This window comes from Bacillus pumilus, from assembly GCF_900186955.1.
GTDB lineage: Bacteria > Bacillota > Bacilli > Bacillales > Bacillaceae > Bacillus > Bacillus pumilus.
In genome coordinates, this window is the sequence record NZ_LT906438.1 from 1083891 (window position 1) to 1096949 (window position 13059).

Sequence of the window (13059 nt, forward strand, 5' to 3'; positions counted from 1 at the left end):
ATACCCTATTTTTCTATAAAAAAAGTTGTTTCGTCAATATGAGTAATAAAGTGACAAAATTCGAAAGCGTCCTTACGTGCCATCTCTCTCTTTTCTTATTTCATTCTGTAAATAACGTCGTCTTTTGTTGATATACTGCCGGATGACCTCTCGTTCTGATTGTAGGATGTCTTTTCGGTCTCTCGTATAAGGATCATCTCCAATTCGGTTCTCAATAGAAGCATGCCATTTCTCAATGATTGGACAAAGCCGGTCTTCTAAAAAATGTGTATCGAGTACATGCTGAAAAAGCGTGTAATAGGCTCTCTTAAACGAAGGGATATCTAGTAATCTAGCAGTTAAAGTATTAAAGCCGCTTACTGGAATATAATCAAAAGCCATTTCTTCTCCATGAATGTCACGGCCCCATGTCGCATCATAATCCCAAGGAAGTACTTGGAATCTGCCTTGTTCATTCACATAAAGAGCGTAGTTATGGACAAAGCCGTCAAAGTTTTGTGTGCACACGACACCAATGAGCCAGCGGAAATACTGGGTCACATCTAGGTATTGCTCAATCTTTTCTGCAAATATGTCATCTTTCGCTGTGTTGAGAAAATAAATAAATTCGCTCAGCTGCTGGTCATGTTCAGAAGTCCCCGTTTTTTTCTCGTACCCGAGGAGAAGGTGTTTTTTTGGCTTTTTATCAAACGAACTTAAAAGGGAGAAGTTGGCGTCGTCATCGACTGCATAATAAATGCCGCCTCCTGAAAGCTGCCTTTTCTGAAAAAAGTGCTCATCGACGGATTCTATTTTTAAATAAATGCCTTCTTTTCTTCCGTTTATAGTGAGAAACACATGAGACGCAGCCGGGCTTAGCACACCTATCTGCTCGAAGAAATAAAAGGACAGCCTGTTTCGGATAAACGAAGGGTCATTGTACTCCGCATTTAAATGAAAGATGGATTCGCCTTGTCTTTGCTTTGGCTTACGATATTCAATTTGATAGGACTTTTTTTTCAGCTTTCTAATGTGAGACCCGCGGTATGAAGCGTAAATATGTGATTTGATCTGGCCGGTTTTCAAAATGGCTTCAACAGGTTCGTCGTTCCATATGTCTTTTCTTAATTCAATCAGGTCCTTTGGATGAATCCAAATATCCATTTGCTTTAAAGGTTCTGTAGTCATGCGTTCATCATCCTCCTATGCTCTTCTTTACGATATGAAAATGAAGGAATGTCCTGTACCCGTTTGTTAGGTATTCATGGAGTTTTAAAAGAAAGGGGCATCCGCCAAGAACACTTGTCTACCCAGTCTCGTAATATAAAGCAGAGAAGATAAACAGCTTGATCTGTTTGTTTTGTCAAAGTATAGACTGGAAGGGGAATCGTTCGTGAGCACATTTGATCATTCACATATTGAACATGCAGTGGATTCACTTCGAAGTGAAGGACGTGATCATCACTTAGATCGTGAGCCAGAATCGAGACGATCGCATAAGTCAGCTCGTTCTCGTCATTCAAATCGCGGTCATTGGTTCTTTGGCGGTGGTGGACGCCGTAAATCATGTCGCAGTAAAAAAAGCTACAGAAGCTATCGCTCAAAGAAAAGCTATCGTTCAAAGAAAAGCATGAAGAGTAAAAAATCATGTAAAAGCAAAAAATCTTACAGAAGCAAAAAGAGCGAACCGAAAAAGTCACATCGCAGTAAACACAGATCCCATCATAAGAAAAGCTGCCGCAAGTCATGTCGCAGTAAACACAGATCCCATCATAAGAAGAGCTGCCGCAAGTCACATCGCAGCAAACACAGATCCCATCATAAGAAGAGCTGCCGCAAGTCACATCGCAGCAAACACAGATCCCATCATAAGAAAAGCTGCCGTAAGTCACATCGCAGCCATCGATCGAAACGTTCTCATCATCATAGACGCAGTCACTCTAGTCAAAGAGGTGGAAAGAAAAAGCATCATTCCCAAAATAGAGGAAATGTTGATCGCAAATGGGACCAAGGGAACATGTGGGAGTATCGCCGCTACCGCTAAACATCAGATCATCTTTTTTGAAACCCTTTTTAAAAGAGAGTATGATAAAAAAGGGTTTTTTTTATTTCATAGAGAAATAAAATGAGACATCATCACTTAGCGAAATGAAGATTGTGAGGGGAAGACATGAAGTTTTTTACAGGTGAGATACATAGCAGGATGTTTATTGGGGTGGTCATTGATGATGAATGGGTCATGGACGTCAAAAAGGCAGAAGTCAAATTATTTGAGCTTGAGACACTGCCAAACTCTTTAGCTGAATGTATTCATATGGGGGACAAGTTTGTTGAGCATGTCAAACAGCTCCTTGACTGGGCTGAGAAAAAAGAAGAGGATCGCGGTTCTTATGTATATCCGCTGTCGGACGTGAAACTCCATGCGCCGATTCCAAAGCCAGCTAAAAACATCATGTGTGTTGGAAAGAATTATCAAGATCATGTCATGGAGATGGGAAGTGCAGCGGATATTCCTAAAGATGTGATGATCTTTACAAAGGCACCTACTTCAGTCGTTGGACATGAAGCGGATATCCACCTTCATGAAGATGTGACGAGTGAACTGGATTATGAAGGGGAGCTTGCGATCGTGATGGGCAAATCAGGGAAGAATATTGCACCTGAAGAGGTCCGCGATTATCTATTTGGTTACACCATTTTAAATGACGTAACGGCAAGAGATTTACAGAAAAAACACAAACAATTTTTCATAGGTAAAAGCTTAGATACAACCTGCCCGATAGGACCTTATATTGTGCATAAGTCAATGATCGAGGATCATGGCGCGCTCCATGTGGAAACAAAGATAAATGGAGAGGTTCGTCAGTCTGCCAGTACGGAATTGATGATCTTCGCCATCGAGGATATTGTCTCCACTCTTTCAAAAGGGATGACACTAGAAGCGGGTGACATCATTGCAACGGGAACACCTTCTGGGGTTGGCAAAGGCTTTGAACCGCCTAAATTTTTAGTTTCAGGGGATCGAATCGACATCACCATTGAACCGATTGGGACGCTATCAAATCGCGTCAAATAAAGAGTGAGATGACACAGGATTGTCGCTTTGTGTTCGACTTATTTCGTGGTACGATGAGAAGGTAATTGTTCTGATAAAGGGGGAAATAACAGATGGGAACGCATTTACATATTACAGCATGGGTGCTAGGAATTATTTTATTCTTCGTGGCCTTTGCTCTAGCAGGTAAAAACGACAAAGGTGCTAAAATTGTGCACATGATTGTCAGACTATTGTACTTGATCATTATCGCCACAGGCGTAGAGCTGTATGTTCGCACAGGAATGAAGATTCCAGGTTTCGGTGGCGAGTATATCGGTAAAATGATTTTCGGTATCCTTGTGATCGGCTTCATGGAAATGGTTCTTGTACGCAAGAAAAAAGGAAAATCGGTGACTGGTGTATTGATTGGTTTTATCGTACTCGCGATTGTGACCATTCTTCTCGGTTTACGTCTGCCGATTGGTTTTCATATCTTTTAACATAAAAAGGACATTGCTTATACGAAGCAGTGTCCTTTTTATATGCCTTCAAATTGCGAAACTGACCGGTGACCGTCAGAAGTGGTCCATTCAAAACGAATTTGACCTGCGGCGGAGTCGTGGTGACATTGAAGGGCAAGTGATTGTGTATCTGTCGAAAACTGAAAGAAAGAAACTCGTTGAAAAGAATGAAAGGAAGAGAAAACACAATCGTAGACAGAAAAGCCAAGCTGCTCTACCTGTGCAATGATTTCATAAAAGACGTTTTCAGGAACGAACATCAGGAGGTCAAGCCATCCTTTGGCAAGTGATGCTGTATATTGAATCACTTCACCGCCTCGTACTTCTAACAGCTGTCCACTTTCATGAAGGATCATGGAGCCGAGCAGTTCCCCTTTTGTCCACCTGTCATTATCCTTCAAACAGATCATCGTGCTTTGAAGACTTTCTGGTAGCATGATTTCTCCTTCTTCATCTTCAATCAGACAATGCCCGTTTTCAATGAGTAAATACCCGCTACACCATCTTCGGCTGCAACGTTCAAGCTGCTTCATTCGTTTTTCCATTTGCAAAAGCTCCTTTCCTCTTTCTTTTCTTACCAAATCATGCTTGTCCTATACGCCAGAGAAAAAAAGGACAAATCAACTATCAAGGAGACGATGCATAAACTAAGAAAGGCTGAATGAGAACACTTGAGGAAAAACGGATGGGAGCTGATGATGATGTGTGGAATAACAGGCTGGGCAGACTTTAAAAAGCAGCTCATCCAACAGGATCATGTAATCAATCAAATGACAGATACATTATCTAAAAGAGGGCCAGACGATACAAATACGTGGAAAAGTGAGCACGTTCTATTTGGACATAAAAGGTTAGCGGTTGTAGATGTAGAAGGCGGAAAGCAGCCGATGACATATACACATCAAAACCATGCTTATACCGTTGTATACAATGGAGAGCTCTATAACACAGAGGATATAAGAAAAGAATTGTTAAAAAGAGGCCACCGCTTTCTTGGGCATTCTGATACAGAGGTACTTCTTCACGCCTACACAGAATGGAAGGAAGAGTGTGTGACCCATTTTAATGGTATTTTTGCATTTGTGATTTGGGATAGTGAGCGTGAATTATTATTTGCAGGGAGAGACCGGCTCGGCGTCAAGCCATTTTTCTATACAGAACGTCATCATTCCTTTTTATTTGGTTCAGAAATCAAAGCGCTTCTTGCTCACCCTGATATGAAAGCAAAAGTCGATCATGAGGGATTATCGGAGATCTTTGGCTTAGGACCGTCTAGAACACCAGGGCAAGGAGTGTTTAAAGGGGTAAAAGAGCTAAGACCTGCTCATGCCTTGACCTTTTCAAAAGGCGGACTGCGTGTGTGGAGATACTGGAATGTCGAAAGCAAGGCGCATACGGACTCACTTGATGACACCGCACAGCACGTCAAGGATCTCTTTACAGATGCCGTCACAAGGCAGCTCGTCTCTGATGTGCCTGTATGTACATTTTTATCGGGTGGCGTCGATTCGAGTGCCATTACTGCCATTGCCGCTAAGCACTTTGAGAAAATAGGGAAAGCACCGCTTCATACGTATTCTGTTGACTACGAAGGGAATGATCAATTCTTTGAAGCAAGTCAATTCCAGCCGAATGCGGACGGTCCATGGATTGACCGCATGACCAAGGCGTTTCAAACGAATCATCACAGCTGCATCATTGGACAACAGGAGCTGGCTGCTTATTTAAAGGAAGCGGTTGAGGTCCGAGACTTACCGGGTATGGCAGATATTGATTCTTCCTTGCTTTGGTTCTGTCGAGAAATTAAAAAGGACTTTGTTGTGGGTTTGTCAGGTGAATGTGCGGATGAAATTTTTGGAGGTTATCCTTGGTTCCATACCGCAAATGAAACGAATGGTTTTCCTTGGATGAGATCGACGGAAGCTAGAACGCAGCTCTTACAAGACTCGTGGCAAAAGAAGCTGTCACTAAAAGAATATGCACAAAGCAAATATGAAGAAACCGTGGCGGAAACGCCTCTTTTAGATGGAGAAACTGGAGTAGATAAAGCCCGGAGAGAACTTTTTTACTTAAATATGGTTTGGTTTATGACAACGCTGCTAGATCGAAAAGACCGAATGAGTATGGGGGCGAGTCTTGAGGTACGTGTGCCATTTGCGGACCATCGTCTTGTCGAATATGTGTGGAATATTCCTTGGGAAATGAAAATGCATGGAAATCGTGAAAAAGGGGTTTTAAGGAAAGCATTAGAGGGAATTTTACCGAATGAAGTGCTTTATCGCAAGAAGAGTCCTTATCCGAAAACACATCATCCAGCTTATACCCAGGCTGTGAAAGAGATGTTAACAGATTGCCTTGCGCAAAAAGATTCTGTTCTTCACGAATTTCTAGATCCGAATCAATTAAAGCAGCTCATTGAAACGGAAGGAGCTTCCTTTCAAGTCCCTTGGTATGGCCAGCTTATGAAGGGCCCGCAATTAATCGCTCATCTGGCGCAAATTCATCATTGGTTTGAGACGTATCGAATTGATATAGAAGCGTAATAAAGGGTCGGCTTTCTTACATTTGTTGAAGGGAAGCCGGCTTTTTTTGATACATAATATGAGGCGAATAGAGCACATCGAAAGTTGATCTAATCTTTCTAATTTGTATAATTAACTTAAAGTGAATTAATTTGGAGGAAAAAGGATAATGAAAATCATTGTGATCGGAGCAGGACCAGGGGGACTTGCGGCAGCTATGATGCTTCAAAGCAAAGGACATGATGTTCATGTTTACGAAAAACAGCCCTTTGTTGGCGGACGTAACTCTAAGTTTCAACTGGGTGATTTCACGTTTGATACGGGTCCTACCTTTCTCAGCATGATTCATATTGCAGAGGAGCTGTTCGCCTTTGCTGGTAAAAATCTGTATGACTATATTGATGTGATTGAGTTAAAAGAAATGTATAGATTGATTTTTCAAGACGATCAGCTAGATATGATACGAGATCGTGATGAAATGTATAGACGGTTAGAAGCCTTTGCACCTGGAGAGGGCGAAGGGTATAGACGATTTATGAACGATACGAAGCGCAAAATGGATCGGCTGACACCTATTTTACAAAGTAAAATGGATCGTTTTCATCATTATTTGCGTCCAAAGGTGCTCAAAGCACTTCCGCAGCTTTCATTGAATAAGAGTTTATATGATGTGCTGTCAGATTATTTCTCAAACGAATCAGTGAAATATGCCTTTACATTTCAATCAAAGTATTTAGGCATGTCACCGTGGGAGTGCCCTGGTGCTTTCTCCATTCTATCATTTATGGAGCATGACACAGGTGTGTTCCATCCGAAGGGCGGGGTCAATCAGCTGTCAGAAGCGATGGCAAAAGTGGCGATTGAAGCTGGAGCAACGATTCATCTGTCATCTGGCGTCGAAAAACTGCTGACAGAAGGCAGGGAAGTAAAAGGCATTCGCTTAGAATCTGGGGAAGAAATACAGGCAGATGAAGTTGTCGTAAATGGAGACTTTGCACATGTGATGACAAAACTTGTAGAGCCAGGACTTTTAAAGAAATATAGCGAGAAAAAATTAAAAAAGAAAAAATTCTCATGCTCCACCTTTATGCTTTATTTAGGATTAGATACCATGTATGAGGAGCCGCATCATACCATCGTTTTTTCTGATGATTATGCTCAATTCGTCAAAGGCATTACGAAAACATTTGAGCTGCCAGATGATCCATCTATTTATATTCAAAATGCTAGCGTCACAGATGACTCACTTGCGCCAAAAGGAAAGTCCGCCCTTTATGTGCTGGCACCCGTTGCCAACAATCAAAGCGATATTGACTGGGAAGCACATCAAGATGAATTCAGAGAACTTGTGCTGGATACACTGGAGCGAAAAACCGGTTTTAAGAATGTAAGGCAGCATATAGAAGTCGAGCGGATGATCACACCGAAGCAATGGGAGGAAGACCTTTACGTATACGAAGGAGCCACATTTAACCTTGGTCACCAGCTGACGCAGATGATGGTTCTTAGGCCGCACAATGAATTTGATGAATTGGATCATTGCTGGCTTGTAGGAGGAGGAACGCACCCAGGAAGCGGACTGCCGACCATTTTAGAATCAGCACGTATCACGACAAATGCGATTCTTTCAAAGGAGAAAAATACGCACAAAACATTGCCGCAAGAAGAAAAGGGGAGCGCCTCATGAAAAAACATATATTGATTGCAGGTGGCGGTATTGGTGGGATGATCTCAGCACTTTATTTAAAAAAAGCGGGACATGATGTCACGCTTGTCGAAAAAAACGAGCGACTTGGCGGAAGACTTGCTTTTGTACGTGAGAAAGGATATAAAGTAGATGAAGGTCCGACCATTGTCCTACTTCCAGATATGTTAAAAGGTATTTTACATGAGGTAGGAATTGACGAAGCATCTCTTGATCTTTTGCAGCTTGATCCGCTGTATACGATTCAATTTCAAGATGGAACCTCCTACACGAAGTACTCTGATGCACTTCGTCAGCTAGAGGAAATCAGACGTGTATTTCCAAAGGAAGATCAAGGATTTCTAAGGTTTATGGAAGAAATGACAGACCGGTTTCAAGAAGGACAGCAAGCCTTTCTAGAGAAATCATTTCATGAAAAGCGTACATTTTTTACAAAAGCAAACATGAAGATTTTAATGAAATTAAAGGCGTATCGCACGGTTCAAAGTGCCCTGAAAAAGTATTTCTCAGACGAACGCCTGCGAGATGCATATGCACTTCAAACCCTCTATGTCGGAGGAAATCCATATGAAGCATCTGCTATATATTCGCTTGTTTCATATAGTGAGCACGCACATGGAATCTACTATTTAAAAGGCGGCTATGCGAGTTTAGTAGATATATTGGAAGGGCAGCTCATGAAAATGGGTGTGCATGTGAGAAAAAATGTCGAAGTCACGGAGCTAGAGTTTGATGGGAAGCGCGTGGTTAAAGCAAAAGTCAGTGACGCCCATATAGCAGCTGATGCCTTTGTCATCAACGGAGATTATCCAGCTGCGTTAAAACAGCTTGGTTTAGACGAACAAGATCGGCGAAAATACGTGCCGTCCTCTGGCTGTGTAATGGTGTATCTCGGGTTAAACAAAATGTACCATGATGCGCCTGTGCATCAATTCTTTATGGGCGAACACTTTGATCAGCATATGAAAGAGGTTTTTCAAACGAAGACGATCCCTCAAGATCCGTCGTTTTATACATTTAATCCATCGATCATTGATCCATCTCTTGCCCCGGAAGGCTGTAGTGTTTTATATATGCTGATTCCCGTTCCCTCAGGAGATCATATCAACTGGGAAGAGGAGACAGATTTTGTAGAGCAAATGGTGGATCGTCTCGAGAAAAGAGGCTTTCCAAGATTGCGAGAATCGATTGTATGGAAAAAAGTCAGAACACCAAATGATTCTTTGCGAGAAGGATTGTTTGAAGGCGGCAGCTTTGGACTTGCGCCTAACTTATTTCAATCAGGTGTGTTCCGCCCGCAAGTGAAGGCAGCTGAGACGGGCAATCTTTATGCGGTAGGTGCTTCCATCCATCCTGGTGGCGGAGTGCCGATCGTGATGCAAAGTGCGAAGCTGATGGCGTCTGTGCTGTTAAAAGATTTGAATGACAGAAAGGAAGTGAAACTAAGTGGTTGATGTACAAACAGCATTGAAATTGTGTGAGGAGACCATTCAAACCCATTCCAACACGTTTTACCGTGCCTTTTCCATGCTGCCTAAAAAGAAACGACAGGCCGTCTGGGCTGTGTATTCCTTTTGCCGGAAAGCAGATGATATTGTAGATGAGTCACCCTCACCAAAAGAGGAGCTTGCCTCCTTTCGAGAGACGTTTGATCGATTTTTACAAGGTGAGGTAGATCGGAATGATCCGATGTGGGTGGCGCTAGCACATACATTTCAAGAGTTTCGTATGGATGAAGCACCGTTCCATGACTTGCTCCAAGGTCAGAAGATGGACTTAGAGCAGCATCGATATGAAACGTTAGATGAATTGCTTATTTATTCCTACCATGTTGCTAGTACCGTTGGACTTATGCTGCTTCCTATTATTGCACCGCGTAAAAAAGAACAGCTGAAAGAAGCAGCGATTTCATTAGGGATTGCCATGCAGCTGACCAATATTCTTCGTGACATTGGCGAGGATAAGGCTGAAAGAGACCGCATTTATTTGCCAAAGCAAGTCATGGATCAATTCGGATATACAGAGCAAGAATTGCAAGAAGGCATTATCAATCAAGCATTTCAGCACGTATGGGAGTACATTGCCTTTGAGGCAGAGGCATACTACGAGGAGTTTTTTGACCATCTTCATGAATTCCCGCTCTATTCACGTATACCAGTGAAAGCAGCTGCTCACTTTTATAAAGCCATTTTAGATAAAACAAGAGAAAATGAATACCGCGTGTTTACACAGCGATCATTTATTTCAAACCAAGAAAAAGAACTTATTTTAGAAGATATTACGTAAAAAAGGACTGCACCCGCAGTCCTTTTTATGTGGAAGAAAAGCGATGCTCTGTCCAAACTCTTGAACGCCACCGCCTATACATAAAGATGCCTCTTACCCATTCATCCACGATAAAAGAAATCCAAATCCCAATGAGGCCCATTTCAAGCTGAATGCCTAACAAGTAAGCGATCGGAAGCCCGATGCCCCACATTGAAATCATCGCCATATACACTGGAAACTTCGCGTCGCCAGCAGCCCGCAAGGAATTAATAATGACCATATTAAAAGAACGGCCCGGTTCCAAAATAATGGTCAAAAGGAGGAGGGTGGCGGCGGTTTGAATGATCTCGCTGTTGCTAGTAAAGAAAGCAAGCAAATGCGTCGATGATAAAGATAAAGCAGTGGAAGAAAGAAGGGAGATGCCAATGGCCCAGTATAAGCTTTTCATGCATCTGTGATAGGCAGCATCGAATTCCTTCGCCCCAATATGGCGCCCAATTAAAATTTGTGTCCCTTGGCTAATGGCTGCACCAAATAGCATAATGAACATCATGACATTTTGAGTATAAACCTTTGCAGCTAATGCCTGCGTCCCCATGAATGTAATAAACAGTGTAATGATCATTTGAGAGCCGTTATAAGAAAGCTGCTCTCCAGCAGAAGGAATGCCGATTTTCAGCAACTTTTTTAAATATGTCCGCTGGATGTGAAACATCTTCTTCAGTGAAAAGCGTAATCCAATTCGGCGCCGTACAATGAGGATCATGGCCATTAATCCGATCAATCGAGCGAGTGAGGTCGAAAAAGCGACCCCCATGACACCTAATACAGGGAAACCAAACGGACCAAAAATCACCAAATAGTTACCGGCAACGTTTAACAAGTTCATTCCGATAGTGACATACATCGTATCTCTTGTATATCCGTAGCTTTTTAAAATAGCACTATACGTCATAATGAGCGCTTGAATAAAAGAAAGCAGCCCGACAATTTGTAAAAATATAGTCGCATCCGGCATGAGCTCACTTGATAGGCCCATCAGGTGTAAAATGGGAACAGCTAATACAAACATGAGAAGACTAATGACAAAGCTAATCAGGAAATTGGTTCCTAGTGAGACATAGGCGACTTGAGTCGCTTCCTGCTTTCGGCTCGCTCCTAAAAGCTGCGCAATCACAATCGTCGTTCCAGTTGTAATGAAGCTGAACATGACAATCAATAAATTCAGGAGCTGATTGCTTACACCAACTGCTGCAACACTATTATCGGAATATTGGCTGAGCATGAGGGTATCCGCGCTTCCCATCAGCATATATAAAGAGATTTCAATAAAAATAGGCCAAGTTAATGCAAATAATGAAGGGTGGTTTTTCTTCCCCCTAGCTTGAATCTTTTGAATTGGTAGTGATTGAGGTTTCATCAATCAACCTCCTTTCGTATAAATCCGATTTATAGTGTACCTTGCATCGACTATAATAAGAAGAGATGAAACCGAAACTTATTGGAGAAATCCGACTTCATAAGGGGATGAATATGAATCGATTTATTACATTTACTGTACCGCCGTTCCCGGTTTATATCGCTTCAGGCAAAGGCGTATTTCATCAAGGAGAAAGACATATTTCTAGAACCTTCACCGTGTTTGATCTTCTTTATGTCACAAGAGGGCAGCTATGGATCACAGAGGACAGAAAGGCTCATCACGTAAAAGAAGGAGAATATATCATTCTCTCACCTGGCTTGTCGCATGGCGGACACCTGCCATGCGAAGAAGATACGCACTATGAGTGGCTGCATTTCTCAATTGATCCATATGAGCTGACGAATCGGCCGAGAGAACACTGGTTTGATATGAAACAAAATCAAGCCACCTTTGAAAAGCCGGCAACATATGAATTTAGCCTGCCCCGTAAAGGAAAAGTGAAAGGAAGAAATGTATTAGAAAAGCACCTTGCACAGATGCGGGCCCTAAATGATGACGCGTCTGAACTGCCGCTGAAAAAACAGCTTCAGTTTGAAGAACTGCTCATTCATTTACAAAAAGAAGCATTTCATATTCCAAGTGCAAAGGAGAATGTCGCCTCAGAAGTGGTTCATTATCTTGAGCGTCACTTTATGAAGAAACTGCAAATGGAGGAGCTTGCAGAGAAGCTGCACTATCACCCTGATTACATGACAAGGTGTATGCAGACGGTGTATGGACTCACGCCAAACCAATATATCAATCGTCTCAAGGTCGAAAAAGCCAAAAGCATGCTTGCCTCAACGAATGATAAAATCGCAGCGATTGCTGATCACGTAGGCATTGATGATCCTACTTATTTTTCTAAGCTGTTTCGGCAAAACGAAGGCATGACGCCTATCGAGTACCGTCATCTTGCAAAAAGAACGACAAAGTAAAGGAACGTGAACAGATGAAAAGGGAAAAACAAAAGCTTGTGAACATACGACCATTAAACGAAGCTGATTTAGAGTTGGTATGGCATTTAAGATTCAAAGCACCAGACCAGTCCTATCGAGAGTGGAACGCCCCATATTTTCATGAACACGAAATCCCGCTTGCTGCTTTTAAAAAACGATACTTACAGGATACATCCATTCCGCCAAAGCTATATGGTATTGAAATAGACGGCGAAATCAAAGGCACCGTGTCATATTATTGGGAGAATGAACGTACACGGTGGCTTGAATGCGGCATTCTCATTTATGATTCGCGCTTTTGGAGCGGTGGCGTTGGGACAAAGGCATTAAGTCTATGGACTGATAAGTTATTTACACACATTGATATTCCTCGAATTGGTCTTACTACATGGTCGGGAAATGAACGGATGATGCGGTGCGCAGAGAAATGCGGGTTTATCCTTGAGGGAAGACTGCGAAAGGTCCGTTACTACCAAGGAGAGTATTATGATTCGATGCGTTACGGGATGCTGAGAGAGGAATGGCAAAGCCTTCTGCAACATTCAACTGAATAATTCCTTTTCTTTTTAGTACAAAAGTAACGTATGATTGAATAAACTAAAAAAG

The 13059-nt window shown here is 42.2% G+C and carries 12 protein-coding genes; 9 read left to right on the top strand and 3 right to left on the bottom strand.

The genetic code is table 11. From position 1 onward, the window contains the following. Positions 1–72: 72 nt before the first annotated feature. Positions 73–1167, bottom strand: coding sequence for a CotH kinase family protein (locus CKW02_RS05380; protein WP_003211155.1), 1095 nt, complete (start codon positions 1165–1167; stop codon positions 73–75). 205 nt (positions 1168–1372) lie between these two features. Here CKW02_RS05380 and cotG point away from each other — a divergent pair, with 205 nt between their 5' ends. From cotG to CKW02_RS05395, 3 genes are all read left to right on the top strand, one after another. Then, positions 1373–2023 (top strand): CotG/ExsB N-terminal domain-containing protein, encoded by a 651-nt coding sequence (cotG, locus tag CKW02_RS20685; RefSeq protein ID WP_003212521.1) that lies wholly within the window; start codon positions 1373–1375, stop codon positions 2021–2023. Between the two features lie 126 nt (positions 2024–2149). Beyond that, on the top strand, positions 2150–3055 hold the full coding sequence (locus CKW02_RS05390) for a fumarylacetoacetate hydrolase family protein (protein WP_003211777.1): 906 nt from the start codon (positions 2150–2152) through the stop codon (positions 3053–3055). A 92-nt stretch (positions 3056–3147) separates the two neighbouring features. Beyond that, positions 3148–3516, top strand: coding sequence for a YisL family protein (locus tag CKW02_RS05395; protein WP_003212021.1), 369 nt, complete (start codon positions 3148–3150; stop codon positions 3514–3516). A 38-nt stretch (positions 3517–3554) separates the two neighbouring features. Here CKW02_RS05395 and CKW02_RS05400 read toward each other — a convergent pair whose 3' ends face one another. Continuing rightward, entirely contained in the window at positions 3555–4082 is a 528-nt protein-coding gene (locus CKW02_RS05400) for a DUF2777 family protein (RefSeq protein WP_034620010.1), read from the bottom strand. 156 nt (positions 4083–4238) lie between these two features. Between CKW02_RS05400 and asnB the strand changes: the two genes are divergently transcribed. The 4 genes from asnB to CKW02_RS05420 all read left to right on the top strand — a co-directional run bounded on the left by asnB (position 4239) and on the right by CKW02_RS05420 (position 10050). Beyond that, a complete protein-coding gene (gene asnB / locus CKW02_RS05405) occupies positions 4239–6080 on the top strand; it encodes an asparagine synthase (glutamine-hydrolyzing) (RefSeq protein ID WP_034620009.1) in 1842 nt (613 codons plus the stop codon). A gap of 148 nt (positions 6081–6228) precedes the next feature. Next, the gene (locus CKW02_RS05410; protein ID WP_003210886.1) at positions 6229–7746 is read left to right on the top strand and encodes a phytoene desaturase family protein; all 1518 of its coding nucleotides are present in this window, start codon (positions 6229–6231) and stop codon (positions 7744–7746) included. Next, positions 7743–9218 (top strand): phytoene desaturase family protein, encoded by a 1476-nt coding sequence (locus tag CKW02_RS05415; protein ID WP_003212148.1) that lies wholly within the window; start codon positions 7743–7745, stop codon positions 9216–9218. The genes CKW02_RS05410 and CKW02_RS05415 overlap by 4 nt, the downstream gene beginning before the upstream one ends. Next, entirely contained in the window at positions 9211–10050 is an 840-nt protein-coding gene (locus tag CKW02_RS05420; RefSeq protein ID WP_003212442.1) for a phytoene/squalene synthase family protein, read from the top strand. Before CKW02_RS05415 ends, CKW02_RS05420 begins: the two co-directional genes overlap by 8 nt. 25 nt (positions 10051–10075) lie before the next feature. On the opposite strand, the gene CKW02_RS05425 is transcribed toward CKW02_RS05420, so the two are convergent. After that, positions 10076–11452, bottom strand: a complete 1377-nt coding sequence (locus CKW02_RS05425; RefSeq protein ID WP_003211140.1) for an MATE family efflux transporter — start codon at positions 11450–11452, stop codon at positions 10076–10078. A gap of 113 nt (positions 11453–11565) precedes the next feature. Between CKW02_RS05425 and CKW02_RS05430 the strand changes: the two genes are divergently transcribed. Beyond that, a complete protein-coding gene (locus CKW02_RS05430) occupies positions 11566–12432 on the top strand; it encodes an AraC family transcriptional regulator (RefSeq protein ID WP_003210875.1) in 867 nt (288 codons plus the stop codon). A 14-nt stretch (positions 12433–12446) separates the two neighbouring features. Continuing rightward, positions 12447–13007, top strand: a complete 561-nt coding sequence (locus CKW02_RS05435; RefSeq protein ID WP_003211119.1) for a GNAT family N-acetyltransferase — start codon at positions 12447–12449, stop codon at positions 13005–13007. The last annotated feature ends 52 nt before the right edge of the window (positions 13008–13059 follow it).